Genomic DNA, 25,245 nt, shown 5'->3' on the forward strand with positions numbered 1-25,245 from the left:
AGGTGATTTCTCATGACAGTAGCAGCGGAACCTAGTGCTAGTTGGTTAAAATCTAGACAGGATTTTCTAAGTTCTTTAGTGAAAACGGAAGAGGCGGTTGCTCTTCCTCCGTTCCCTAAAGAACTTTGCCAAAATAGGTTGAAAGAAAAATTCCGTTTAGAAGATACGAATCTTACTATTCAACCTCGAGGTTCCCTAACTGCTGCTCAGGCTGTTCAAGATTTTGGGACACACTTTTTAGTACAGTCTTTCTTGGCCCAGCCCCTGACATCAGGGACGTTTTTCTTTGTCACCTCCGAAGCTGATCTGCAGTCGTTCATGGTGTCCGTGTTCAATGATTCTAGTTTAGCTTCCTACTTTTATGAGAAAGATAAGCTTTTAGGTTTCCATTACTATTTTTCTGCAGAGCTGTGTAAGTTGCTCCAGGAGCTCGCTTGGATACCTTCTTTATCTGTTAGAGTTGTCGGCGACGCTCGATTTTCTACTAAAGACCTACAAGGCTCGTATCAGGCTGTAGATGTCAATTGCGGATTAGACGGAAAAACTATGCGTTTTCGTTTACTTTTCCCAGAAGCAACCTGTGCCAGCTGTCAGGATTTCCTTTCAGCCTCGAATCAGAATTTTGATATTCATCAGTTAGATCCTACGCCTTTAACTATGTCTGTAGAAATTGGCTATTGCCAATTAACTCAGGAAGAATGGCAACAAGTTGCGCATGGCAGCTTTATCTTGTTAGATAGTTGTTTGTATGATCCTGATACAGAAGAAAGCGGAGGCTTGCTAACTGTCCAAGGACATCAGTTCTTTGGTGGTCGTTTTATTGATCAAACATCTGGAGAATTTAAAATTACTAGCTATCCAAGTGTGCCTCAGGAAGCCCCTACCGAAGAAACTCCGGAAGCCTTGCCTGCAGCACCTTTACCAGGCAACTATAAGTTAGTCGCAGAAGCTTCTCGATACTCGTTGACTGTGGAAGAGTTTTTACATCTCTCTCAAGGCAGCATTCTGAATCTCAATGGGATCCACCCTTCTCGAGGCGTGGATTTAATCCTCAACGGTGCAAAAGTTGGAAGAGGAGAAATTGTATCTTTAGGAGATGTTTTAGGAATTCGAGTTCTAGAAGTCTAAACGTATAATTGTTTCGTATGGATTGTCAATCCGAAATACTTCTTCTGCATCAGGTAATAGGTGCTTACCACATCAAGAAAATCCTGAGTAAGAAAGAAGGAAGCGCGGTGTACCAGGGTTTGCATTCTGCCACCCTACAATCTACAGCTATTAAAGTGCTTGAACCACCTTTAGTTGCTGATACTCGCAGAGTTCATAACTTTTTAAAAGAAGCACGAATTATAGAACAAGTCTCACATCCCAATATTGTTAAGTTATATCAATATGGACAGTGTAGAGAAAGGCTGTATATAGCCATGGAATATATCCAGGGCGTGTCTCTTAGACATTATATCCTCACCCATCAGATTCCTTTATCCAGAGCGATTGATATAATTTTACATATTGGCCGAGCTATAGAGTATCTGCATAGCCGTGGTATACTCCATAGGGATATCAAACCCGAAAATATCCTCATGAATGCTCAAGGGGAAATCAAACTCATAGATTTTGGACTTGCTGTTTCTTCTTCTACAGAACATGCTTCCCATCCTTCTTGTTTAGGAACGCCCGCATATATGAGCCCTGAACAACGTCAGGGAGATAAAGTTTCTGAAAAATCAGAAATCTACTCTTTAGGTTTAATTGCTTATGAATTGATCTTGGGAAACCTAGCCCTAGGTAAGGTCATTTTGTCCTTGATTCCGGATAGAGTGAGTAAAATTTTAGCGAAGGCCTTGCAACCTTCTCCTCAAGATCGTTACGGGTCTATGAAAGAATTCATGAGTCATTTACATCAGTACCGGTACAGCCAAGATCTTCAGCAAGATTATCGTAATAAAGATCATACAGCACAGGTAAATGAGCAGCTGTATCAGCAGAGATTCTGGTTGTCTCCTGCAGAAATTGTTGTCCCTGATTTCATATCCGCTTCTGTATACGAGCAAGGATACCCAACACATCCTCACGTATACTACGAAGCCTATATGAGTCGGGATACTTTCCGTTTATGGTTTTGTTATAGTCTTTCAGGAAATGCAACTTTAGTATTAACTATTATAAAAACCTTCGTAAGTCAATGGGGTCATGAAGATAGCATTAGAAGTACGATGCGCAAAATACATAGTGAGCTCCTGCGGATCCATGCTCCTGTTGATACGGCGGGAATGTCTTTAGTTTGCGTAACTATTCCCAAAGAAAAAAAGGAACTTTCTTGGATTACTTGTGGGAAAACTAGTTTCTGGTTAAAAAAACAAGGAAAGGTTCCCCAGAATTTTACTACTTCATCCTTAGGTTTAGGGAAAATTAGTTCTTTACAAATTCAGGAAACCAAGGTTGCATGGGAAATAGGTGATGGAGCAGTATTACATACCTTACAGGCAGACGATTCCATGTCATCTTTAAATAGTCCTTTATTCACAGAGTTGAAAGATAGAGGACAAACAGCTATATTCTGCCCAATAGAGAGCGTACAGTTCGGGATATTAGAAAATCATGACGGAAATCTTTGTCCCTCAACACTTATCAGCTTAAAAAGAATCTGGTGAAAATAGTGACGTCGAACATTGGAAGAAAGATCTTACAGGTCATAAATAAGAAAAAAGGAAAAATCGGAGTACTTTCTATTCTGTTGTTCTTTGACCTGGTTTTGCTTGGTGTGAATTCTCAAAAACCTGCAACTGACGAGCCGAGATCTCGAGTTAAAAACTCCCAAACTGACGAGAAAAGCCAAATTGCTGCCTGTCCTAAAAACATAGTCAATAAAACATCAGCAAAAAAATCTGATAAGCAGGCCGTAGTTAAAAACTTCCCGTCGAACCAGCCACGGCATTTTAAAAAATCTACGCAGACGTTTTCTCCAGGATTTTCTGAAGGTTCACCATTTGCTAAGCCTGAAGCGAAAAAACGCCTTCAGGATAATCGCTACACGCAAACTACTGCAAAAAAGACCCCTAGGTTCCTCTCTAAACAAGAAGAAAAAACTGAAGTTACTGAAGGGAAAAGTGAAGAAGAGCGTATTTGGGAAGATAAACGTGCTTACGCTAAACGCGCTGTAAATGCCATAAACTTCAGTGTTAAAAAACTGGTGGAAGAAAGCGACAAAAAAAGTTCCCAGGAAGAAGGCTTTAAAGTTGATCATCATTCTGGATCCCCGAACGCATTAACGAAATCACCAGATAAACAACCCTCGATTGATAAAATAGCCATACAGCCCGAGGCAACAAAAGAGGAAGAAGAAGCGCCCGCGCTATTGAAAGGGAAACAAATTACTTGTGAAGACCTGAAAGACAACGGTTATACTGTAAATTTCGAAGACATCTCTGTTCTTGAGCTATTACAGTTCGTGAGTAAGATTTCAGGAACCAACTTTGTTTTCGATAGTAATGATTTAAATTTCAATGTAACGATTGTTTCTCACGATCCTACATCTGTAGACGATCTCTCTACGATTCTTTTACAAGTCTTAAAAATGCATGACTTGAAAGTTGTAGAACAAGGAAATAACGTCCTTATTTATCGTAATCCACGTCTTTCTAAGTTGTCTACGGTAGTCACTGATGGTTCTGCAAAAGATAATTGCGAAGCTGTTGTAGTGACTCGTGTATTCCGTTTATACAGTGTACATCCTACATCAGCTGTAAATATTATCCAGCCTTTGCTCTCCCATGATGCTATAGTCAGCGCTTCAGAAGCCACACGTCATGTCATCGTGTCGGACATTGCTGGCAATGTAGAGAAAGTAGGAGAGTTGCTAGCAGCTCTAGATAGTCCCGGTACATCCGTAGATATGTCTGAGTATGAAGTCCGCTATGCAAATCCGGCGTCATTAGTGAGCTATTGCCAAGATGTTCTTGGCGCCATGGCAGAGGATGAAGCTTTTCAAATTTTCATACAGCCAGGAACAAATAAGATTTTTGTAGTTTCCTCCCCGCGTTTAACAAACAAGGCAATACAACTGCTCAAATCCTTAGATGTTCCAGAAATGGCACATACATTAGATGACGTAACTAGTCCTGCATCCGCTCTCGGAACATCAGGAGCTGCGAATCCTAAAAGCTTGCGCTTTTTCATGTATAAGCTGAAGTATCAAAATGGCGCAGCTATTGCTCAAGCAATTCAAGACATCGGTTATAATCTCTACGTCACCACAGCTATGGATGAAGATTTCATCAACACATTGAATAGTATTCAATGGTTAGATGTGAACAATTCTATCGTTGTTATCGGAAATCAAACCAACGTAGATAAAGTAGTCAGCTTACTCAATGGCTTGGATCTACCTCCCAAGCAAGTATACATTGAAGTTTTGATCTTAGAGACAAGTTTAGAAAAGTCTTGGGATTTCGGGGTTCAATGGGTGGCTCTCGGTGATGAACAAGGGAAAGTCGCTTATGCTTCAGGATTGTTGAGCAATACCGGTCTTGCGAATCCTGCAAAATCTACAGTACCTCCTGCAAAACCTTCTCCAGGAGATATCCCTTTACCTACGCCGGGTCAGCTAGCCGGTATTAGCGATATGATGTATGCATCTTCAGCATTTGGTTTGGGGATCATCGGAAACGTTCTAAGCCATAAGGGCAAATCTTTTCTAACCCTAGGGGGGCTGCTCAGTGCCTTAGATCAAGATGGCGACACTGTGATAGTTCTTAACCCAAGAATTATGGCCCAGGATACGCAACAAGCATCTTTCTTCGTTGGACAGACTATACCGTTCCAAACGACCAGTACCATTATTCAAGAAACAGGAACAGTTACACAAAATATCGAATATGAAGATATCGGTGTGAATCTTGTTGTTGCTTCAACCATAGCACCAAATAACGTTGTTACCTTACAAATAGAACAAACGATTTCCGAGCTACACTCTGCTCAAGGAACACTTACACCGGTAACAGATAAAACATACGCCGCTACACGTTTGCAAGTTCCTGATGGTTGTTTCTTAGTCATGAGTGGCCATATCAGAGATAAAACTACGAAAATTGTTACTGGAGTTCCTCTTTTAAACTCCATACCTTTGCTTCGAGGTTTATTCAGCAGAACAATAGATCAAAGGCAAAAACGCAACATCATGATGTTCATTAAGCCTAAGGTGATTAGTAGTTTTGAAGAAGGAACAAAATTAACCAATAAAGAAGGCTATAGATACAATTGGGAAGCTAATGAAGGCTCGATGCAGGTAGCACCGCGACATGCTCCTGAATGTCAACACCCCCCAGCACTGCAAGTAGAAAGTGATTTTAAAATGCTAGAAATAGAAGCCCAATAAATGTTATATAGAAAAAGTAAGATGATATTCTGCGCCATGGAATAGCTTCTCACTCTGTTGTATTTCAGGGGGAAAGCCAAGAAAGCATCGTCGGCCGTATGATTGTTGTTTTCTTGGCTTTTTTGTTCTTCAATTCTATACTAATTTTTCTTGTTTTTTTGCCTAAATAGCTCAGTTGGTAGAGCAACGCATTCGTAACGCGTAGGTCGTCGGTTCGATCCCGGCTTTGGGCAAACATGGTAAAAAATATTTACAAAAATAAAACAAATGCTTACCTTTTGTCTTGTTCCTTAAAGGAAAAGTATAAGAAGTAAGAACTTATAAAGATCAGGCCCATTCCATAATGTGAATCAAATTCACACCTTCTTTGTTTTACGGCTATTTCTTAACCTTTTCCTTTAAAGAAAGCTTTTATTTATGAAGTGCGCTGAGGAATCCTTATTTTCTCTATTCATTTCAAAAATACGTACGTAGGGGAAGGGCAGGCTGACATGTCCTAAGAGGCGAGGTATTGAAGGAAGAACCTCCTCAAAGCTTTTTTTATATTTATTTTAAAAGGCAAAGTCGGGGCTTTTAATTTAGGCTTTAGGGGGAAAAAGTTTTGCTGCCCTCCTTGCTGCGTATTGTAGTTATAGGAGGGCATTAAAAGCCATTAGCAGATAAGCCTTCGGCAAGTCTCTTTAACACATCTGCACGTAACTGTGAGATAACTTCTTTTTGTAAACTCTTATTATCTTCAGGTTGTTTTGTAAGAGCTAAGTGCCCACGACGTGCCTGCCAGAATACAGGATTCCAAATGGAACTGTTATCGGAACCTTGGATCCATCCTAAGCTAATCCCTAATTGGATCCAACTTAATGCATCTAACGTTTCTTGGAGATCTAAATGATAGGAGTGTGTAAGTAAGCCTAGAGCACGCAGAATATGGTTTTTTAACTCCCCAGGATTTTGCTCAGCATGCTTCTTTTTCGCGGAAGCTTCGGCAACAGCAATTTTCGAAGACCATATTCTGAGTGATGATAAGATTTGTTCTTCGGTAAGCCCTAAAGAACATTTATTCGATAAAACTACAATATTCCCAATATATTCGGGAGTTCCTGGTAAAATGCCAGAACACGCAACCTCTGTATCCTCATCAATAATCTCAGCCAATTCGCGAGAGTAAACCAATGCCGGAGCATGTAGAAAACTCTGACTTTTTAATCCTGTGCCGCATTCTCGAGGATTTGTAGTTAGAAAACCAAAATCAGGGGAAAAAGCAAATGCTAATTTTTCATTCAGATAACTGTCTAACCGCACAAGCTGATCTAAGGCTTTTTCGGGTTCTGATGTAAAATCTATAGCATGGAGAATCAGATGATCCCGGAAATTTATAGCGGCGAGAATATTTCCAGAGCGGTTGACAATAAGAGCTTCGCCTTCAGGGTTACCTGTAAGATCATAGGGAAATAAAAAATGCTCAATGAGAAACTCTTTTTGCCAGGCAGGTGCATCTTTCAGGGGTAAAACTAGAAACTCATCAAAACCTTCAATATGGTTAAAATGTGAGGCGATAACCTCTAAAATTTCTTGTTTTTTCTCCCTAGATAAGCAAGGAAGAAACTTCGCTATGGAAAGGTTCCTAGATAGTGAGAACGTCGTTATAGGCCAGGTTTTATTTGTAGGAGGAGCGTCTTTCTTACTAGCAAAATTAAGAAGTAAGTCATTGGGAAGAATCATGCGAATTCTGATTTTTTAAATGATTAATCTGATCTCGTATTACAGCAGCTTGCTCATAATCTTCACGAGCTAGCGTATCCTGAAGAGCCTCGTTTAACGCTATTAATTTAAGGAGGGGATTCATACTCGCCGCTTCTCCAGGGGAACGACCAATATGCAAACCACCTCGGCCATTGTCCGCCGTTGCCGATGAACACATAGCTTTAGTATGCACGAGCTTGGGTATGAGTTGTGTTTTAAAGTTTGTGTAACATAAGTGACAACCAAATAGCTGATTTTCATCAGCAGTTGGCTTCCATACGGTTTTACAATTGCCACATTCTAAAGTTACAGAAGTCCCAGAAGAACCTAACACAATGTTGTCACGACTATAGTAATGACTAGGACACGGACAAGAATCACACACATAAGAACGTAAGATCTTATCCTTATCTACTTCAGTATAACAAATTGTTGCCGGCTTTTGACAATGGTAACATAGGTGGGGTTTAGAAGTTGCCATGAAGATCAACCATTAAAACCAAATACTAATACACCCGATACCAATAACAAAAAAGAGACAAAGGAGAAAAAGGTTTTTTTAAGAAATACAAAAGAACCAAGAATAATCAATTGGGCCTTGAAGGATTTGAACCTTCGACCCCCTCATTAAAAGTGAGGTGCTCTAACCGCTGAGCTAAAGGCCCGAAGTTTACTTGGCTATTTTATATTTTGACCCCAAGGGGATTCGAACCCCTGTTACCGGAATGAAAATCCGATGTCCTGGGCCGGGCTAGACGATGGGGCCAAGACAACTACAATATTACTAGTTCTACTCCTTTAGAGCAATCTTTTCCTCTCCGAGTTTTATATGAAAAACCAAAGAAGGAGAAGAAGATAAAGATTACTCATAAAAAGTAAAGCTTATCAAATCGATGAAAGATCAACTTCTTTTTGCTTGGACATTTTGTCGATTTGCTTACAAAACTTATCTGTTAATTCCTGGATTTTTTTCTCCATTCCCTTAACAGCGTCTTCTGTTAAATCAGAATCCTTTTTTAACTTATCGTTAGATTCCCTACGGATATTGCGAATAGCTACTTTGGCTTCTTCAGATTTACGACGTAACTGCTTAATCACTTCATTTCGGTATTCTGCTGTCGGTTCGGGAATTTTAATACGTACTATGGATCCTTCTACATCAGGTTGCAAATTTAAATTTGCAGCAATAATCCCTTTGGATATAGCAGAGACGTTATTAGCATCGTAAGGGGAAATGACTAACTGGCGTGTATCAGCTACAGAAATAGAGGCTAAATCCGATAGCCTCATCGTCGTGCCATACACATCCACAGTAACTGTTTCTACTAAAGCAGGATTAGCTTTCCCTGTTCTAAATGAACGGACTTCTTTAGTGAAAAATTCTAAAGCAGCTGCCATTTTTTTTTCAGTATCAGCTAGAATGGACATGTGTAGCTTCCTCACCAATTAATGTTCCGATATTCTCATCAAAGATCGCTTGCTCTAGAGAGTGTTTAACAAAGCTAAAGACCCGAATAGGAATATTAGAATCCATGCATAAAGATACAGCAGAAGCGTCCATAACGCCTAATCCTTGAGCTAGGAAATCTTTAAAGCTAATCCGATCATATTTTACAGCATCGCTGAATGATCGAGGATCTTTGTTATACACGCCATCCACATGCATAGTAGCTTTGAGCAGAATATCCACTTTTAACTCACAAGCACGCAAAGCTGCTCCTGTATCAGTTGTTAAGTAAGGAGACCCTGTTCCTGTTGTGCAAATTACAATTTTCCCTTGGTTTAAAGCTTCTTCAGACTTTTGAGGGGTGTATAAGTCTGCTAGTTGAGGACAAGACAGTGTAGAAGTCAATAAACAAGGGATGTCGTCAGCTTTTAAAGCGTCTGCCACAGCCATACCATTAATTAAAGTGGCTAGCATTCCCATTTGGTCAGCAGACACGCGATTAATTTGTAATTCTTTTTGTTGAGCAAGGCCTCTAAGGATATTGCCTCCGCCTATAACAAGAGCTGTTTCAATATCACAATTGCGTACAGCGCGCAATTCCGCTACCAATCTGGATAAACGAACTTCATCAATTCGATTCCCGCTGTCTGTAGAGAGAGATTCTCCGGATATCTTAAATAAGACTCGTGTTATTCGCTTAGACATATTTCCTCTCGCTTATTAAGCTCCTATTTTCCATAAAATGAATTCCTTCACTTCGACGGAGTTGCCTCTAGTTTTGCTGGCCTCATTAATCAAACCTTGAATAGTGATATCAGGGTTTTTAATGAAAGCTTGTTCTAGTAGACAAACATCTTGGAAGAATGTTCCCAACTTGCCACTGATGATTTTATCAATAACTGCTTGGGGTTTTCCTTGTATTTGAGAAGAAATAACTTCTTTTTCTCTTGCTAGAGCATCTTCAGGGACACTTTCTTTATTTAAGAACAGAGGTTGAGCTGCTACGATATGCATCGAAATATCTTTCGCGAGGCTTTCTTCATCAGAAATTCCAGAAAGAACAGTGACAGAAACGGTTTTCCCATTACCATGAGAGTAAATGCCCACACTTTCATTAGTTGTTTTTGGCAAATACTTAATTCTGTTGATGCGGATATTTTCTCCGACGGTTTGCATGGTTACAGCACGTAACTCATCTACTGTAAGAGAAGCATCTTGCGATGAGGGGAGTTGTAGCAATGCATCAACATTATCTACTTTATGGTTTAAGACGTCTTCAACAAGACCATCAACGAAAGTTCGAAAGACGGCATTATTAGCTACGAAGTCTGTTTCCACGTTAACTTCAACGACAGCAGTGCCGCGAGAATCGCTTTTTGCTGCGATAACGCCTTCTTTCGTTTCCCTATGTTCTTTTTTACTAGCTGAGGCAAGACCTAATTTACGTAAGTAAACTACAGCTTCTTCAAGATTTCCATTGCACTCGGCTAAAGCTTCCTTACACTTGGTTAACCCCACACCGGTCTGCTGTCTTAAGAGTTTGAGGGTTTCCATAGAAAAGTTGCTCATTAGTTAGCCTCATTACTGTCATATTTTTTTGCTAATAGATCTTCTTGACGATTGTCCTCATCGGTTGCGTAGACGTCCATATCTTCGCTATCTTGTATGTCTAGAGTTTTAATTGGAGAGACAATCTCAACGCCAAGTTTTTTCTTGGTATCAATGATACTATCTTTAATTGTGCTAATGATTAAGCGAATGCTTTTTAAAGAATCGTCATTGCAAGGAATCACATAGTCGATAGGAGTTGGATCACAGTTAGTATCTACTAAAGCCAATACGGGGATACCGAGCTTTTTAGCTTCTGCAACAGCAATCTTTTCATAACTAGGATCAACAACGATAACAAGACCAGGAGCTTTCTTCAGGTAACGAATACCTTCAAGGTTCTTCAATAATTTTTGATGACGTTTAGCGAGTAGGGCGATTTCTTTTTTCGTAAGGTAAGAACTATTTTGAGTCAGGTCTTTTTCGATCTTATCCAACGTTTTGATGGAGTTTCTAATAGTCGTCATGTTAGTCAACATGCCGCCTAACCAACGCTCAGCAACAAAGTATTCGCCAGCTTCAATAGCAGCTTCTTTAATGACACATTTGGCTTGTTTTTTCGTCCCTACAAAGAGAATAGGTTTATTTTCCTTAATAACCTTACAAACTTGTGGGAGAGCTTTACGTAATTGATAAAGAGTTTTTGCTAAATTGATGATGTAAAGACCATTTTTTTCTTCAAAGATGTAAAGTTTCATCTTTGGATTCCATCTTCGGGTTTGGTGCCCAAAATGAGCTCCCGCTTCCATTAAGTCTTTAACTGAAAGATTGCATAGTGGTTGTTCTTCCAAGCTTTGTACCTCTATTTCTTGAATATGTTAACAATGGCATCTTGAACCGATGTCAAGATTTCAGTCTTGGTGGTGTTCAGAAAGCGCCCGATCAGAATCGAACTGACACCGGTAGCTTGGAAGGCTACAGCTCTACCATTGAGCTACGGGCGCGTGCTAAGAATAGAGATGTTAATTTAATAATGCTTTTTACGCAAGGTTGTAATCTCTAGGTTTCAAGCTTCTAGAAAATTTTAGATAATCAGTGAATTCTTATGCGAATGGATTTTAGAAAAGAGATTTGAAGCTCTACAAAAGGATGAGAGCAAAAAAAATCAGAACCCAGAGATTCCTAGGTTCTGATAGCGGGACAAAAAGTTAGGATAGTATAAACTAAATCCTTAGAATCTGAATTGAGCATTCATGTGAGCGGCTCTTTCATTGATTAAGCGTGCTTCACCAGTGATTGACCATTTGTCAGCGTCGATTAACGTTGCACCAACAGCTACACCACAAGCTTTTCTAGACTTCATTTTGTTGATCTGAATCGAAGCAATTTGCAAGAAGTCAGCGAATTTGTTGCTAGTATCTAAAGCTGTAGCTTCTCCTAAAAGGGTTGGGTTCCATGTGGTCAAGTTTAACACAGCAGCAGCTAATTTAGGTTGAGCGATGCGGATAGCGTCAGCATCAAAAGTTGCTCGTGACCAGTTTACGCTAATGTAAGGAACAAGCATGTTCAATCGATAAGAGAGCGCTAAACCAACTTGCCATTCGTGGTATTTAATTGTAGCCGACTTAGTGTCAGTTGCCTGATCAGTACCAGCTGTTAGAGGTAAAGGAAATGCTGTTCCCTTGTATCCTCTAGGCTTGTGAACCACAAATTGTGCTGGGCTGGAGACTACATTCAACATTTCAATTTTAGGATTAGACTGAGCGTATTGGAACTCTGCTCCTAAAGTCGCACAACCACACTCCCATAAAGCTCCGCGTGCACCTACACTCCAAGAGAATGTTGTATCTGTATAAAATTCAACGATTCCTTGAGTGATGCCTACATTGGGAAGCTGATCAGCTGCTATGGAGGATCCTTTAACACCAATCAAACCAACGAGGTTGAATGCCGCAGAACTAGCTTTGAAGTACCCATTAGAAGCGCCTAATGTGCAGAAAATATCAAAGCGATCCCAGATATTCAATGCGAGGAAAGCTGCATTGGTGAACCATTCGGCGTCTTGTAAGTGTTTGCCGTAAGCGATGTTGGGTCTATCCGTAGGAGTTTTGTAATTAGCTGCTGCGGTTCCTGTAGGAACTGCACCCATGCCGGTGATAGTTTTATTCACATCAACTTTTAATACACGATCGAAAACATAATCTCCGTAGTATCCTGCGCGGATGCTGATAGCATCACACCAAGTAGAGCAAGGATCGCAAGGATCACCTGAAGCACCTTCCCACATAGTGCCATCGATTAATAAACTTGGTTCAGCTGGGTTCCCTACAGGCAAGGCTTGTAAGGAGAGAGCGGAACCCGTAGCGGCAAACAATAATGCCGATTTCAAGAGTTTTTTCATACTCACCTCTAAAGATTATGCTTAGTATCTTTTCTTTTTGTGCTCGCTATTCTAATTTGCTCTTCTGGCGGCACCACGTCCAAGTTAAAGCCAGACAAGATATCCTGTAGGCAATTAATGGCTTTGAGGAGTGTCTTGCAAGTGAAAACAGCCTTAAGCATGAACATACAGTTCATTATTCGAAAACATAACAAACTTTTCTTATTATAGTAAAGACGATAAGAAAAAAGACTGTTTTCAGGCACAGATTTCAAGCAATAACTCCTTATACTTGCTAATAAGAGAGCTATTAGATTTTTGTACACATTTTTATTTCTTATGCCACTTAGAATAAGTTGGAATTACCCTCATAGAAGAGTGTAACAAGGCTTTCTTATATTTGAATCATTACGATTTATTCTTTATTTTTGTAAATAAGATAAAGCAAAATTGTTAAACAAAGCGTTAAAGTTTTTGGCATTTTTCATTTCTATGTTTTATTTGTAACAATTTTCTGTTTTCAAGATTCGTGTGTGTTTTTTTGCTGATTTGTATCTTGTAAAACGCCGTTCGTAACCAGTCGAAGCACTTGCCAGACAATGGGTGAGACCCTACTATTTGTTTTATGAAATCTCCGAAAAAGCGTCGTTCCTACCTTACTGTTCCAGAAAAGACAAACAGGCTATTGTCAGGGATCATTGTTGCTTTAGCAATAATCGCTGTACGTTTGTGGCATCTTGCTGTCGTTGAACATGATCAAAAGTTAGAAGAGGCTTATAAACCGCAGAAGAGGGTGATTCCTGAGCTTATAGAGCGTGCCACCATTTGTGATCGTTTCGGCAAAGTATTAGCAGAAAATAAAATGCAATACGATGTGAGTGTTGCTTATAGTGCCATTCGTGATTTGCCTACTAGAGCATGGCGTGCCCGTGCAGATGGAACTAGAGAGCTCATTCCTGTTAGGAAAAACTATATTGCACGTTTGGCGCAACTTCTTGCTCAAGAGTTACATCTAGATAAAGATACAATAGAAGATAATATTCATGCGAAAGCCTCTGTATTAGGTTCTGTACCCTACGTAGTTCAGGCCAATGTTTCTGAGCGTACATATTTAGGATTGAAAATGATGATGAAACATTGGCCGGGCTTACATGTCGAACCGTCAGTGCGTCGGTATTATCCTATGGGGAAGACGGCATCAGATATTTTAGGGTATGTAGGACCGATTAGTGCTCAAGAATATAAGAGTGTGACACATGAGTTAAGCAAGTTGCGGGAATGTGTTCGAGCGTATGAAGAGGGTGAGAATCCGAAGTTTCCTGAAGGTCTAGCAAGTATAGATCAAGTGCGTTCTTTATTAAATTCTTTAGAGAACAATGCATATAGTTTAAATGCCTTAGTTGGGAAGGTGGGCATAGAAGCCTATTGCGACGGGAGTTTAAGAGGACAATTAGGAAAAAAAACAGTTCTTGTAGATCGTCGTGGTAATTTTATCCAAGGTCTTCATGAAGTAGAAGCCATTTCTGGGAAGAAGTTACAACTTACATTGTCTACAGAGTTGCAAGCGTTCGCAGATGCTTTACTTTTAGATCATGAAAAAACCGAACAATTTCGTTCGGCACAGTCTTTGAAAAAGCAAAAGTTTTTACCTCCTTTATTTCCTTGGATTAAGGGGGGAGCGATTATTGCTTTAGATCCGAATAATGGCCAAATCTTGGCTATGGCATCTTCTCCGCGGTACCATAATAACGATTTTATCGACATACGGGATGCGGATTCTGAAGCTAGATCTGCAGTGTATCGTTGGTTGGAAAACACCGAACACATTGCAGAGGTGTATGATAGAAAAGTGCCGTTGCGTCGAGAAAGAAGAAGTTCTCTTACCGGGTTATGTTATGATGAGGAGCTTTCGCTGACTTTTGATTATTTCTTAGATTTTATTTTGCCGAACACCTCAGAGGTCAAGTCTGTTATACAACGTTACGGCACTGTGCATAACGCTGTTAAGATCCAGCATGCTATGGAGCGATTACTAGAGGTATTTTCTTATTCTGAAGGGCATTGTTCTTGTTCTTCTATTTTTGATGCAGTGTTTCCTGTTGAGCAGGAGCATATTGCTATCGGCCGAGTGATTTCCATAAAGCAGCAGCAATGGATAGCGCGTTGTCATAAGGCACATGAACAAGAAATAGAGGAGATAAAGCAAGAGCTAGAGCCCTTTTTTGCGGAACTTCCGGCAAATTATGACAAACTTTTACTTGTAGATCTCTTTCAGTTGGTTGTGGATCCTTCTAAAATTGATCCCGAACTACTAGCATCCGTAGCTTCTTTTTCTTTATCCGAGTTTTTTGAGTGCCAGGGACATTACGTAGCTTTGCGTAGTGCATTTTCCAAGATAGTAGAGGACATTTTCACTGAAGTTGATTTTAAAGAATGGCGGAAACTCTATTTTGCCAAGTTTTTAGAGGTGAAACGTAAGGAAGAAAACGAGAGGAAGCAGCGTTATCCCACACCTTATGTGGATTACTTAGTGGAAGAGCAACGTGCACAATACCAAGATTTTCGTCGTTGTTATCTTGATAGGTTTTTAGCTTATTTACTTTCCGGGCAAGGAGATATAGAGAACCAAAAAGCTTACTATGAAGCTCTTTCTGTATGGAAAAGAGAATTAGAAAATGGGGCGCATCAGGCATTGCCTTGGTACGAACATTACGAGTTTTTGAAACAAAAATTCTCGGATTCTTCTATAGATTTGCTACGTTTGTTTGTCTCGTTTAGAGAGTTTTTAGAGCTGCAGAGACCACTATATGGTAACTATGCTCCGATGCTGACTAGAAATGTTCCTCAAAAGGAGCAAGATCTTGCTGCAGCATTTTATCCTACTTATGGTTATGGGTATTTGCGATCTCATGCTTTTGGGCAGGCAGCAACTTTAGGATCTATTTTTAAACTAGTTTCTGCGTATTCTGTGCTGTCTCAAGAAGTGATGCGGGGTAATGTCGATGTGGACTATTTATCTCGATTACTAGTGATTATCGATAGGAAATCTTTTGGGTATGCTAGTACTAAGCCTCATGTAGGTTTTTTTAAAGATGGCACGCCTATTCCTTCATTTTATCGTGGAGGGATTTTACCGAAGAATGATTACTCTGGTCGTGGGCGTATTGATCTTATTTCTGCTTTAGAAATGTCCAGCAACCCCTATTTTTCTTTGCTTGTAGGAGAGTATCTCTCTGATCCTGAAGATTTATGTCATGCAGCGGCTTTATTTGGATTTGGGGAGAAAACGGGGGTAGGCTTGCTTGGAGAGTATGCCGGAGCGGTTCCTCAAGATGTGGCGTATAATCGTTCGGGATTGTACGCCACAGCTATAGGGCAGCATACTCTTATTGTGACTCCTTTACAAACTGCTGTCATGATGGCAGCTCTGGTGAATGGAGGGACTGTGTATGTTCCTAGTTTAGTTTTAGGAGAATGGGATGGTGAAGAATTTTCCCCGACCCCTCCCATGAAGAAAAGAGATGTGTTTATGCCCGAGTGTATCACGGAGTTATTTAAATCCGGTATGCATAACGTGATATGGGGAAATTATGGAACAACACGCAGTATTCGGGATCAGTTTAGTCCTGAACTATTAACTCGTATCATTGGAAAGACAAGCACTGCGGAATCGATAGTTCGTGTAGGTTTGGATCGGCAATACGGCAGTATGAAAATGAAGCACGTGTGGTTTGCTGCAGTTGGTTTTTCAGATGAGGAACTTATGCATCCGGATATTGTTGTTATTGTCTATTTACGTCTCGGGGAGTTTGGACGAGACGCAGCTCCCATAGCCGTCAAGATGATCGAAAAGTGGGAGAATATAAGAAAAAAAGAAAAATTTTCAGCTATGAACTGAGGATTGGCACGCTTTTTGCTCCTGTAAAGCACGAGGTCAACAAACTTGTGTGCCAGGAGAAAGATTCATGGAAGAAGCTGCGAAACATCTAGCGAAAGAATTTCTCTGCTCAGGAATTAACTTTTTTTTGAGCGGGGAGTATGAACAGGCAGAACAAAGGCTAAAAGAAACTTTAGAGCTAGATCCTACAGCAGCACTAGCCTATTGTTATTTGGGCATTATTGCTTTAGAGTCAGGAAGAACTGCAGAGGCGTTGACTTGGTGCACAAAGGGATTAGAGTCGGAACCTACGGATAGCTATTTACGTTATTGCTATGGGGTAGCTTTAGATCGGGATAATCGTTGTGAAGAAGCTGTAGAGCAATATCGTGCCTATATTGTTTTACATCCAGATGATGCAGAATGTTGGTTTAGCTTAGGTGGTGTATACCATCGTTTAGGTAAGTATACTGAAGCTATAGAGTGTTTTGATAAAATCTTAGAGTTAGACCCTTGGAACCCACAAAGTTTGTACAATAAAGCTGTTGTTTTAACGGATATGAACAATGAGCAAGAAGCCATTGCTTTGTTAGAGACTACGGTAAGAAAGAATCCTTTATATTGGAAAGCTTGGATAAAATTGGGGTATTTACTCTCCCGTCACAAACAGTGGGATAAAGCCACAGAAGCTTACGAAAGGGTTGTGCAGTTACGTCCTGACTTGTCTGACGGTCATTATAATCTTGGTTTATGTTATCTCACTTTAGATAAAACACGATTAGCTTTAAAAGCTTTCCAGGAGGCTCTTTTCTTAAATGAAGAGGATGCTGACGCACACTTTTATGTTGGACTTGCCTACATGGATCTTAAGCAGAATCGCCAAGCATCAGATGCTTTCCATCGTGCGCTTGGTATTAACTTAGAACACGAGCGTTCACACTATCTTCTTGGTTATCTTTATCATATGGAAGGGCAGTTTGAAAAAGCGGAAAAGGAACTCTCCTTTTTAACTACGAAAGACTCGACATTTGCTCCTTTGCTACAAAAAACAGTATCTTCTGGGCAATATGAGCCTAAGTTGGATGTCTTCCCGTAAAACTCAACTGCTTTACAGTAAATCTTTTTAACTCTTTTAGAGGTTGTTGAGCTAGAAAAAATCATGGAGTAGAAGAAACTTTTGGGATAAAAATAAAGAATTCTTAAAATAATTTTGTGCTTCAAGATCTTACGTCTTGTTTAGCACGTAGTGTGATCTCTACAAAGAATGGTCTTTGTCAACATTCTTTTCTAAACAAGTGTGAAAGTTAAAGCTTTGCTTTTTCCTTCACGCTTTCTTTAATGCTTCGAAAAATATGGACAATTTGTTAATCTGGCTAAGCCCTTGTGAAGTTTTACACAATAATATTACGAGGAGCGCAGAGGCTGGGCATTATGAGCCAATCTATAGAAGATTTTTTACATAATCATGAGGATTATCCTTATGGTTTCGTCACACCTATAGAGTCAGAGGGGTTAACTCGGGGGCTAAGCGAAGAGACAATAATAAAAATCTCTCAGCTGCGCAACGAGCCTTCTTTCATTTTAGATTTCCGTTTAAAAGCCTATCAGCATTGGAAAAAGTTACAAGAGCCTATATGGGCTAGACTGTCCTATCCTACGATAGATTATGACAGTATAGTCTATTTTTCTGCTCCAAAGCAGAAAAATCCTTTAGGGCGTTTGGAAGAAGCTGATCCTGAAATTTTAGAGACCTTTAAGAAATTGGGAATTCCTCTAGATGAGCAAAAGCGTTTATTAAACGTTCAAAATGTTGCTGTGGATTTAGTTTTTGATTCGGTGTCTATAGGAACAACATTTAAGGAAGCTCTGGATAAAGCGGGTGTGATTTTTTGCTCGATGAATGAAGCGATTCGAGAATATCCGGAGTTAGTAAAAAAATATTTAGGGTTGGTTGTTTCTTATAGGGACAACTATTTCGCGGCTTTGAATGCTGCAGTGTTTAGTGACGGTTCTTTTGTCTATCTTCCTAAGGGCGTGCGTTGTCCTATGGAGATATCTACGTATTTTAGGATTAATGACAAAGAATCGGGGCAGTTTGAGCGTACATTAATTATTGCTGAGGATGATTCTTTTGTGAGTTATCTTGAAGGGTGTACAGCTCCATCGTATTCTTCACATCAGCTGCATGCAGCTGTTGTAGAATTAGTGGCGCATGAACGAGCGGTTGTGCGTTATTCTACCGTGCAGAATTGGTTTTCTGGAGATAGGAAAACTGGCAAGGGTGGAATTTATAATTTTGTAACGAAGCGCGGGTTGTGTGCGGGTTACAAATCAAAGATTTCTTGGTCCCAGGTTGAAGTTGGAGCGGCAATCACTTGGAAGTATCCTAGTTGCATTTTGAGGGGGAAAGAAAGTGTAGGAGAGTTTTACTCTATCGCTTTAACAAATGGAAAAATGCAAGCTGATACTGGGACGAAGATGATTCATGTGGGGGAAAAAACAACTTCTACAATAGTTTCTAAAGGAATTTCTTCAGAGGAGTCGCATAACACCTTTAGGAGTCTTGTTTCTATTTCTGAAGGAGCTGTTGGAAGTCGTAATCACACACAATGTGATTCGATGCTGATTGGCCGGGCATGTGGAGCGTATACGGATCCTAGAATTTCTGTAGAAAACTCCCAATCGTCTGTTGAACATGAGGCTACAACATCGAAATTGCGAGCAGATCAATTAATGTATTTGCGTAGTAGAGGGTTAAATGCTGAAGAGGCTGTGAGTTTAGTGGTCCACGGTTTTTGCCTTGAAATTATCGAACAGTTACCTTTAGAGTTTGCTCGAGAAGCTTCAAAATTATTGTTTGTTAAGTTGGAAAATAGCGTGGGGTAGTTGATGCTACATATACAAAACTTACACGTATGTTGTGAGGATGTTAAAATCCTGGATTATTTAAATTTGCATATTCATCCGGGGGAATTACATATAATTATGGGCCCTAATGGAGCAGGAAAATCTACCTTCGCGAAAGTGTTATCAGGAGATGATAGTTTATCTATCATTTCTGGAGAAATAAGCTTATTGGGTCAGGATCTTTTAGAAAAAGCGCCTGAAGAGCGAGCTCATATGGGATTGTTTATAGGATTCCAACAACCTCCAGAAATTCCTGGGGTGAATAATAAGCTTTTTCTAAAAGATGCTTACAATGCTTGTAGGCGTTCTCGGCAAGAAGAAGAGATGGCAGAAGCTGAATTCGATATGTTATTGTCCTCTGTATCGGAGACTTATGAATTCGCATCCTTTCAGCATTTCTTACAAAGAAATATCAACGAAGGATTTTCCGGAGGAGAGAGAAAGAAAAACGAAATTTGGCAAATGCTTGTTCTAGAACCGGAAATGATACTGTTAGATGAGCCTGATTCCGGGTTGGACGTTGATGCTTTAAGATTCATATGTAAAACCATTGAGAAATATCGCGAACTTCATCCTAAAAGTGCCACCTGCATAGTTACACATAACCCTAAGTTGGGCAGTCTTCTTGAGCCTGACCACGTACATATTCTTTTAGAAGGCAAGATAGCCTGTTCGGGAGGGGTTTCGTTAATGCAGGAGTTAGAAGAAAAGAGTTATCACGAAGTCTTGGCACGCTCTTCTTGGGGGTAAATATGTTAGGTTTTTTGGAGCATACCTTTCCTATAGTTAAGGATTCTCCTATTCATCAAGCGGCACAAGCATACTATGAGAAATACTCTCAGTTAGAGTCTTTCAAAGCCATTTTTCGTAGTTACCCATGGTTTAAGAATTTGGCGCAGTCTCCTGAGGACTACCATATTGCCAATGGAGGGTCGGAAACAGCAAAACAACACTGGTTACATCATGAGAACTCTTTGTCTTGTGAATGCATTTTAATTAACGGCAAATATGAGTCATCACTTTCTCAACTGCCTGAGGGAGTCTTATCGATGACATTAAAAGAAGCCCGGTCTATTTTTTCTACATTTATCAAAAAATACACCCTGGATACGCATCCTCTAGCATTTCTTAATTCTGTATGTGTTCAAGAAGAAGGCGTGGTTATTTATATTCCCGAAGAATTTCAGGTGAGTGAGCCTATATGTATACGTCATATATGTTCTCCGACTTCTAGAAGTGATAAGGTCATCTACTCTCCAAGGATTATTGTGATTGTAGGGAAGCATTCTAGCTGTCGTGTATTTGTATCTCATCATACTGAGAGAGAAAGCGGTGTTGCTGAAAGTTTTGCTATTGTAAATGGTTTGACCGAAGTATTTGTATCTGAAGGTGCAGAACTCTCTTTGACGATGCAGCCTAAGTACATTAGTGAAGAGAGGATAAGTTGGGCGCATATGGCGACTATCGAGGCGCAAGGAGCTTGTTCTATACATCAACATCTGCAAGAACATGTCAGTGGTTGCGGATGGTTTGACAATACCTTTTCCATGATAGGAGATGGTGCTCATGGGGAATCTTTAGTTTCTACCCTATCTCCAAAAAAGACTTGGGTAAGAAATCTGATGTATCATGACGCTGAGAGGACAACATCAAGACAGAATATCAAATCGATATTGTCTTCAGGTCATTTTCTTTTTGAAGGAGGTATCCACATCACCACCCAGGGAATGTTTTCCGATGCTTATCAAAAACATGACACTCTATTGCTTAGTGATGATGCTTGTGTAACCACCTTTCCAAGATTAGAAATCCTTACTGATGATGTTAAAGCTTCTCACGGAGCTGCTGTAGGACCATTAGATCCTCAACAGATATTTTATATGCAATCGCGAGGAATGACGCGAGAGGAAGCACAAAAAAAGCTAGTTCAAGGATTTTTATCTATAGAACCTAGTCAAGAAGCTTTCCCTAAACTGTCCGAGCAAATGTAATCTCAAGATATGACTAAGGAGTATTCTATAGATGGTGTGTAGGATCAAAGAAGACTTTCCTATTTTTTCTAATAAAAAGCTTCAGGGGGAGTCCTACATTTATCTTGACTCTGCGGCTACTACGCATAAACCTAAGAAAGTGATAGACGCAATTACGGATTTTTACAGTAGTAGCTATGCTACCGTAAATCGTAATGTCTATACTTCTTCGCAGGTAACGACGGCAAATTATAACGCTGTTCGTGGGAAAGTTCGTGCATGGATACAAGCTGCATATGATGAAGAGATCGTTTTTACTCGGGGAACTACAGCCGCATTGAATCTATTAGCCATATCCGCAAATGACGCTTTCATTCCTGAGGGTGGTGTGGTGTTAGTTTCTGAAGTAGAGCATCATGCAAATGTATTGTCATGGGAATTAGCCTGCCGTAGGCGTGGATCTTGTGTTAAAAAAATTGCTGTTGATCATTTGGGATATATAGATTTAGAACACCTAGAGGTCTTACTCAAAGCAGGAGCTGTGTTTGTAAGCATAGCCCACGTGAGTAATGTTACAGGGTGTATCCAACCTCTAAAGGAAATCGCAAGTCTCGCTCACCAATATGGTGCGTATGTCGCTGTGGACGGAGCCCAGGGAGTAGCTCATACCTCTGTAGATGTTGTTGATTGGGATGTAGATTTCTATGCTTTTTCGGGCCATAAAATGTATGCACCCACAGGTTTAGGGGTGTTGTATGGTAAGAAGGCATTGTTAGAAAAGCTTCCTCCTGTAGAAGGTGGAGGCGATATGGTCTCCATTTATGATAGTGAACATCCAGAATATCTTCCTGCACCGTTAAAATTTGAAGCAGGAACGCCGCCTATAGCTTCTATCTTAGGATTAGGAGCCGCTATAGATTACTTACAATCTTTGCCAGACTCCGTATACCAGGAAGAAGAAGAGTTGACACAGTATTTGTACAACGAATTGCTAACGATTCCGGGTATGCAGATATTAGGTCCAGAGGTAGGTCACCCTCGCGGAGCTTTGATAAGTTTCAAGGTGGAAGGTGCGCATCCTTTCGATATAGGGTGTTTATTGGATCTTCAAGGGATCGCTGTCCGTACAGGGCATCAATGTGCACAACCTGCCATGACCCGCTGGGATTTGGGTCATGTGCTTAGAGTGTCACTGGGATTATATAATGATAAGGAAGATGTGGATGCTTTCTTGTCGGCTTTACGTGTTATTTTGAATAAAGTCCGAGTATAGTCCTTATTGTGAGGAGCTTCCTTGAAATTCGATGTGTTCTTTAGAATAAGGGTACCAACGTAAACGCATTTGTTGACATCTATCTATTAGCCAGTTTTTGACATAGTACGGGTTATGGATAGGCCTAGGCAATGTGTATGCAGCACGCGTCATATCTAGACGATAGATCCTGTGGTTCTTGTTTTTCATATTTATGACATCACCTAAAACAAAAGAAAAAGGATAGTACTTCCTTACTGTTTGTTCGCATATGTGATCATATTTGCCAAAAGGGTAGAAAAATCCTATAGGGTTTTTCCCCAAGGCTTTTTCTATAGAATATTTTGATAAGAAGATTTCTGTAGCGAGATAGGGCGGTGTATTTTGTAAATTGCGAATAGCAAATCCTGATGAGGCGAGTTGTATAACGGAAGAATCAGCGAGTGCCTGTAACTCCTGTTGTGAGCAAAATGGTTGGTGCTTTGCAAATACTTCATCTTGGAAAGCCAAGGCTTCGCTAGGGGCTAAACGATAGGAAAGAGGAAGAGTTTGAGCAGAATTCTCAGCAACATATCTCCAAGCAATTCCCACAACGGCGGGAATATGGTGCGTCTGTAGGAAAGGGAAGATATGGGCATAGAAGTCCACAGAGACATAATCAAAAGTTAGCATAACGGATAACTTTTTGATGGGTTCTCCGGGGAGCACTAAGGGATACGATTGTTTAAGAAGTAATAAATACCGGAGGAATTTTTCTAATACGTGGGGTGACTTAGAAAAGAAAACTTGGCGGAAAGCTAAAACAATCAGCATACGCCTGCCTTAAGATGCTGGTTGGTTATCCTCAGAGGGATAGATAACTATGGATCCAGAGAGAACTTTCGGGGGATGTTGAGGGGAGGGTTCTGTTATAGTTTGTGTAGCAGTCGTCGATTCCGTTGTAGCATGAGAAAGTTCTTGAGTGTCTACAGAAGAAGGCATGCGAATCCTTGGTATAAATAGGCAGTTAGTGTTTTTTGCCAAAACGTTTAGTTAATGTCCACTCTCCATCTTTATAGAATTGTTCAAATTCTTTGAACAATGGCAGGGCTTTGAGTTCTTCGAAATCTATGGAGGTGTCTTGGTTTAAGATTTCTTTGATTTCTATAATTCTTAATAAAGTCAGGAAGCGTAACGTCGGATAATCTGCAGAAGATGCAGTGAATTGAAGAAGCTGAGAAGATTTTTCTAAAGCTGTTTGATAGTCTTCAGTAGCTTGAGCATCTGCAATTTCTTTGAGTAGTACCTGAGCGGGTGAAGGCATACGGAAATGCGATCCACTACCAAAGGCCAGCCCTGCATAATACGCACCGCGTAAAGGTTCATTATGGATATAGAAACATGAAGATAGAAAACCGGCATAAGGTTGTACAGATTTACCTCCCATACGGTAAGCACGTTCTAACATAGGTAGAGCAGTTTTAGGAGGTATGAATCCTTGAAAAACGGCAGATTCCGCGGTTTTGGTAAGAAGAAGAATACTTTCGTGTTTCTCGCGATCGTTTTTTTGAAGATGATAAATGATCTTTCCCGTGAGAAATATGGATAGGGTAATGAGGAATGTGAGAGTAAACGAGTAGGAATAAACCCTTTTCCATACTAAGGATAGTAAATTCTTCATGATTTTAGGGTGTAAAGCGCTTGATATCCCTAGTGTATCTGGAAAAATTTTTTTCGTAAACTCCTTGATTTAAGATGCTCTAACAGTGGAAAACACGAAAAAAAGCACTTCACTTCTACAAGCTCTTTTGATAGAAAAACTTCTGTGATACTATTTTTACTTAAAATACGTTGGGATAAATAACATCTCTATGCCACTGAAAATGTTTCAGAGATAATAGGAAAATAGCGAAGGTAATTTGTGAGCGGAGTTATCAATAAAGATACAATAATAGAAGTGGCTATCGATAACATTCGGGTCAGTCCTTTTCAACCTCGTCGAGTGTTTTCCGAATCTGAACTGCAGGAATTAGTTGCCTCGTTAAAATCTGTAGGTTTAATTCATCCTCCTGTGGTGCGTGAAATTCGTAGTGGGGATAGAGTTTTATATTACGAATTAATCGCAGGAGAGCGCCGCTGGAGAGCTTTACAACTTGCTGGCTACACTACGATACCTGTTGTTCTCAAACAAGTAGTAGCAGACGATATAGCTGCAGAAGCTACTCTTATAGAAAATATCCAACGTGTGAATCTCAGCCCTATGGAAATGGCAGAGGCTTTCAAAAAGCTCATCAATGTTTTTGGATTAACTCAAGATAAGGTAGCTGTAAGAGTAGGGAAAAAACGCTCCACAGTAGCAAATTACCTACGTCTTTTTTCTCTATCTGAGTCTATTCAAAAAAGCCTTTATCTTGGGGAGATCACTTTAGGTCACGCTAAAGTCATTCTTACCCTCGAAGATCCTAATCTACGAGAGATTCTTGCTGAAAAAATTATTTCACAGCGTCTTGCTGTCCGCGAAGCCGAACAAGAAGCAAAGAAGCTGTTGTCCGGAGAAGTATTGACGACACGTGCGGCTAAAGAGCAAGTAAAGGCTTGCGCTACATCTCCACACTGTCATGAAATGCAAAAACGTCTTAGTCAATCTTTGGGTTATAAAGTCACCGTCAAACCTCAAGGTTCTCATTATAGTGTATCCCTGCACGTTCAAGATGAAGAACAACTCAAACAGTTAGAAGAATGGCTGTTGAAGAAATCCTAGTTGTATA

20 protein-coding genes and 4 tRNA genes are annotated in these 25,245 nt (G+C 40.1%); 11 read left to right on the plus strand and 13 right to left on the minus strand.

Features of this window, described 5'->3' with window-relative positions:
• The first annotated feature begins 12 nt into the window (after nt 1-12).
• The 4 genes from sctQ to CHAB577_RS00225 all read left to right on the plus strand — a co-directional run bounded on the left by sctQ (nt 13) and on the right by CHAB577_RS00225 (nt 5,610).
• Nucleotides 13-1,128, plus strand: coding sequence for a type III secretion system cytoplasmic ring protein SctQ (gene sctQ / locus CHAB577_RS00210; RefSeq protein ID WP_011096784.1), 1,116 nt, complete (start codon nt 13-15; stop codon nt 1,126-1,128).
• A 17-nt stretch (nt 1,129-1,145) separates the two neighbouring features.
• On the plus strand, nt 1,146-2,654 hold the full coding sequence (locus tag CHAB577_RS00215) for a serine/threonine protein kinase (protein WP_011096785.1): 1,509 nt from the start codon (nt 1,146-1,148) through the stop codon (nt 2,652-2,654).
• A complete protein-coding gene (locus tag CHAB577_RS00220) occupies nt 2,651-5,377 on the plus strand; it encodes a secretin N-terminal domain-containing protein (protein ID WP_011096786.1) in 2,727 nt (908 codons plus the stop codon). The genes CHAB577_RS00215 and CHAB577_RS00220 overlap by 4 nt, the downstream gene beginning before the upstream one ends.
• A gap of 160 nt (nt 5,378-5,537) precedes the next feature.
• Nucleotides 5,538-5,610, plus strand: a tRNA-Thr gene (locus CHAB577_RS00225).
• Nucleotides 5,611-6,019: 409 nt separating this feature from the next.
• Here CHAB577_RS00225 and CHAB577_RS00230 read toward each other — a convergent pair.
• The 10 genes from CHAB577_RS00230 to CHAB577_RS00275 form a co-directional block, all read right to left on the minus strand.
• Nucleotides 6,020-7,096 carry a protein arginine kinase gene (locus CHAB577_RS00230; RefSeq protein WP_045071685.1) on the minus strand — a complete coding sequence of 359 codons (1,077 nt, stop codon included), beginning with the start codon at nt 7,094-7,096 and terminating at the stop codon, nt 6,020-6,022.
• Nucleotides 7,080-7,598: a UvrB/UvrC motif-containing protein gene (locus tag CHAB577_RS00235; protein ID WP_045071686.1), complete on the minus strand. Its 519-nt coding sequence runs from the start codon at nt 7,596-7,598 to the stop codon at nt 7,080-7,082. The genes CHAB577_RS00230 and CHAB577_RS00235 overlap by 17 nt, the downstream gene beginning before the upstream one ends.
• Before the next feature lie 111 nt (nt 7,599-7,709).
• Nucleotides 7,710-7,782: transfer RNA gene (locus tag CHAB577_RS00240), tRNA-Lys, on the minus strand.
• A gap of 26 nt (nt 7,783-7,808) precedes the next feature.
• Nucleotides 7,809-7,883 (minus strand) — tRNA-Glu (locus CHAB577_RS00245).
• Nucleotides 7,884-8,002: 119 nt separating this feature from the next.
• Nucleotides 8,003-8,545 carry a ribosome recycling factor gene (gene frr / locus CHAB577_RS00250; protein WP_011096789.1) on the minus strand — a complete coding sequence of 181 codons (543 nt, stop codon included), beginning with the start codon at nt 8,543-8,545 and terminating at the stop codon, nt 8,003-8,005.
• Nucleotides 8,529-9,269: a UMP kinase gene (pyrH, locus tag CHAB577_RS00255; RefSeq protein WP_011096790.1), complete on the minus strand. Its 741-nt coding sequence runs from the start codon at nt 9,267-9,269 to the stop codon at nt 8,529-8,531. The genes frr and pyrH overlap by 17 nt, the downstream gene beginning before the upstream one ends.
• Before the next feature lie 15 nt (nt 9,270-9,284).
• Nucleotides 9,285-10,133 carry a translation elongation factor Ts gene (gene tsf / locus CHAB577_RS00260; RefSeq protein WP_011096791.1) on the minus strand — a complete coding sequence of 283 codons (849 nt, stop codon included), beginning with the start codon at nt 10,131-10,133 and terminating at the stop codon, nt 9,285-9,287.
• The gene (rpsB, locus tag CHAB577_RS00265; RefSeq protein ID WP_231908357.1) at nt 10,133-10,921 is read right to left on the minus strand and encodes a 30S ribosomal protein S2; all 789 of its coding nucleotides are present in this window, start codon (nt 10,919-10,921) and stop codon (nt 10,133-10,135) included. The genes tsf and rpsB overlap by 1 nt, the downstream gene beginning before the upstream one ends.
• Before the next feature lie 124 nt (nt 10,922-11,045).
• Nucleotides 11,046-11,116: transfer RNA gene (locus CHAB577_RS00270), tRNA-Gly, on the minus strand.
• A gap of 227 nt (nt 11,117-11,343) precedes the next feature.
• A complete protein-coding gene (locus CHAB577_RS00275; protein ID WP_011096793.1) occupies nt 11,344-12,513 on the minus strand; it encodes a porin in 1,170 nt (389 codons plus the stop codon).
• 604 nt (nt 12,514-13,117) lie between these two features.
• Here CHAB577_RS00275 and CHAB577_RS00280 point away from each other — a divergent pair.
• The 6 genes from CHAB577_RS00280 to CHAB577_RS00305 all read left to right on the plus strand — a co-directional run bounded on the left by CHAB577_RS00280 (nt 13,118) and on the right by CHAB577_RS00305 (nt 22,519).
• On the plus strand, nt 13,118-16,390 hold the full coding sequence (locus CHAB577_RS00280; protein WP_011096794.1) for a penicillin-binding transpeptidase domain-containing protein: 3,273 nt from the start codon (nt 13,118-13,120) through the stop codon (nt 16,388-16,390).
• A 67-nt stretch (nt 16,391-16,457) separates the two neighbouring features.
• Nucleotides 16,458-17,465: a tetratricopeptide repeat protein gene (locus CHAB577_RS00285; RefSeq protein ID WP_011096795.1), complete on the plus strand. Its 1,008-nt coding sequence runs from the start codon at nt 16,458-16,460 to the stop codon at nt 17,463-17,465.
• Between the two features lie 335 nt (nt 17,466-17,800).
• Nucleotides 17,801-19,255, plus strand: a complete 1,455-nt coding sequence (sufB, locus tag CHAB577_RS00290) for a Fe-S cluster assembly protein SufB (protein ID WP_011096796.1) — start codon at nt 17,801-17,803, stop codon at nt 19,253-19,255.
• A gap of 3 nt (nt 19,256-19,258) precedes the next feature.
• Nucleotides 19,259-20,026 (plus strand): Fe-S cluster assembly ATPase SufC, encoded by a 768-nt coding sequence (sufC, locus tag CHAB577_RS00295; RefSeq protein ID WP_011096797.1) that lies wholly within the window; start codon nt 19,259-19,261, stop codon nt 20,024-20,026.
• A gap of 2 nt (nt 20,027-20,028) precedes the next feature.
• Entirely contained in the window at nt 20,029-21,267 is a 1,239-nt protein-coding gene (locus CHAB577_RS00300; protein WP_041461299.1) for a SufB/SufD family protein, read from the plus strand.
• A gap of 31 nt (nt 21,268-21,298) precedes the next feature.
• The gene (locus CHAB577_RS00305; protein ID WP_011096799.1) at nt 21,299-22,519 is read left to right on the plus strand and encodes a SufS family cysteine desulfurase; all 1,221 of its coding nucleotides are present in this window, start codon (nt 21,299-21,301) and stop codon (nt 22,517-22,519) included.
• A 3-nt stretch (nt 22,520-22,522) separates the two neighbouring features.
• Here CHAB577_RS00305 and CHAB577_RS00310 read toward each other — a convergent pair whose 3' ends face one another.
• Genes CHAB577_RS00310 through CHAB577_RS00315 form a run of 3 tightly spaced genes read right to left on the minus strand, consistent with a single transcriptional unit; the run spans nt 22,523 to nt 24,158 of the window.
• Nucleotides 22,523-23,311 carry a polysaccharide deacetylase family protein gene (locus CHAB577_RS00310; protein ID WP_011096800.1) on the minus strand — a complete coding sequence of 263 codons (789 nt, stop codon included), beginning with the start codon at nt 23,309-23,311 and terminating at the stop codon, nt 22,523-22,525.
• Between the two features lie 9 nt (nt 23,312-23,320).
• Nucleotides 23,321-23,479, minus strand: coding sequence for a hypothetical protein (locus CHAB577_RS05160; RefSeq protein WP_162009507.1), 159 nt, complete (start codon nt 23,477-23,479; stop codon nt 23,321-23,323).
• Between the two features lie 25 nt (nt 23,480-23,504).
• The gene (locus tag CHAB577_RS00315; RefSeq protein ID WP_011096801.1) at nt 23,505-24,158 is read right to left on the minus strand and encodes a hypothetical protein; all 654 of its coding nucleotides are present in this window, start codon (nt 24,156-24,158) and stop codon (nt 23,505-23,507) included.
• A gap of 240 nt (nt 24,159-24,398) precedes the next feature.
• On the opposite strand from CHAB577_RS00315, the gene CHAB577_RS00320 reads away from it, so the two are divergent.
• Nucleotides 24,399-25,238, plus strand: coding sequence for a ParB/RepB/Spo0J family partition protein (locus tag CHAB577_RS00320; RefSeq protein ID WP_006343732.1), 840 nt, complete (start codon nt 24,399-24,401; stop codon nt 25,236-25,238).
• The last annotated feature ends 7 nt before the right edge of the window (nt 25,239-25,245 follow it).

Source organism: Chlamydia abortus (genome assembly GCF_002895085.1).
GTDB lineage: Bacteria > Chlamydiota > Chlamydiia > Chlamydiales > Chlamydiaceae > Chlamydia > Chlamydia abortus.

Bases quoted from the DNA above. Each gene is read 5' to 3' on its own strand.
- sctQ (WP_011096784.1), top strand. From the start codon at position 13: ATGACAGTAGCAGCGGAACCTAGTGCTAGTTGGTTAAAATCTAGACAG.
- CHAB577_RS00215 (WP_011096785.1), top strand. From the start codon at position 1,146: ATGGATTGTCAATCCGAAATACTTCTTCTGCATCAGGTAATAGGTGCT.
- CHAB577_RS00230 (WP_045071685.1), bottom strand. From the start codon at position 7,096: ATGATTCTTCCCAATGACTTACTTCTTAATTTTGCTAGTAAGAAAGAC.
- CHAB577_RS00235 (WP_045071686.1), bottom strand. From the start codon at position 7,598: ATGGCAACTTCTAAACCCCACCTATGTTACCATTGTCAAAAGCCGGCA.
- frr (WP_011096789.1), bottom strand. From the start codon at position 8,545: ATGTCCATTCTAGCTGATACTGAAAAAAAAATGGCAGCTGCTTTAGAA.
- pyrH (WP_011096790.1), bottom strand. From the start codon at position 9,269: ATGTCTAAGCGAATAACACGAGTCTTATTTAAGATATCCGGAGAATCT.
- tsf (WP_011096791.1), bottom strand. From the start codon at position 10,133: ATGAGCAACTTTTCTATGGAAACCCTCAAACTCTTAAGACAGCAGACC.
- rpsB (WP_231908357.1), bottom strand. From the start codon at position 10,921: ATGGAAGCGGGAGCTCATTTTGGGCACCAAACCCGAAGATGGAATCCA.
- CHAB577_RS00275 (WP_011096793.1), bottom strand. From the start codon at position 12,513: ATGAAAAAACTCTTGAAATCGGCATTATTGTTTGCCGCTACGGGTTCC.
- CHAB577_RS00280 (WP_011096794.1), top strand. From the start codon at position 13,118: ATGAAATCTCCGAAAAAGCGTCGTTCCTACCTTACTGTTCCAGAAAAG.
- CHAB577_RS00285 (WP_011096795.1), top strand. From the start codon at position 16,458: ATGGAAGAAGCTGCGAAACATCTAGCGAAAGAATTTCTCTGCTCAGGA.
- sufB (WP_011096796.1), top strand. From the start codon at position 17,801: ATGAGCCAATCTATAGAAGATTTTTTACATAATCATGAGGATTATCCT.
- sufC (WP_011096797.1), top strand. From the start codon at position 19,259: ATGCTACATATACAAAACTTACACGTATGTTGTGAGGATGTTAAAATC.
- CHAB577_RS00300 (WP_041461299.1), top strand. From the start codon at position 20,029: ATGTTAGGTTTTTTGGAGCATACCTTTCCTATAGTTAAGGATTCTCCT.
- CHAB577_RS00305 (WP_011096799.1), top strand. From the start codon at position 21,299: ATGGTGTGTAGGATCAAAGAAGACTTTCCTATTTTTTCTAATAAAAAG.
- CHAB577_RS00310 (WP_011096800.1), bottom strand. From the start codon at position 23,311: ATGCTGATTGTTTTAGCTTTCCGCCAAGTTTTCTTTTCTAAGTCACCC.
- CHAB577_RS05160 (WP_162009507.1), bottom strand. From the start codon at position 23,479: ATGCCTTCTTCTGTAGACACTCAAGAACTTTCTCATGCTACAACGGAA.
- CHAB577_RS00315 (WP_011096801.1), bottom strand. From the start codon at position 24,158: ATGAAGAATTTACTATCCTTAGTATGGAAAAGGGTTTATTCCTACTCG.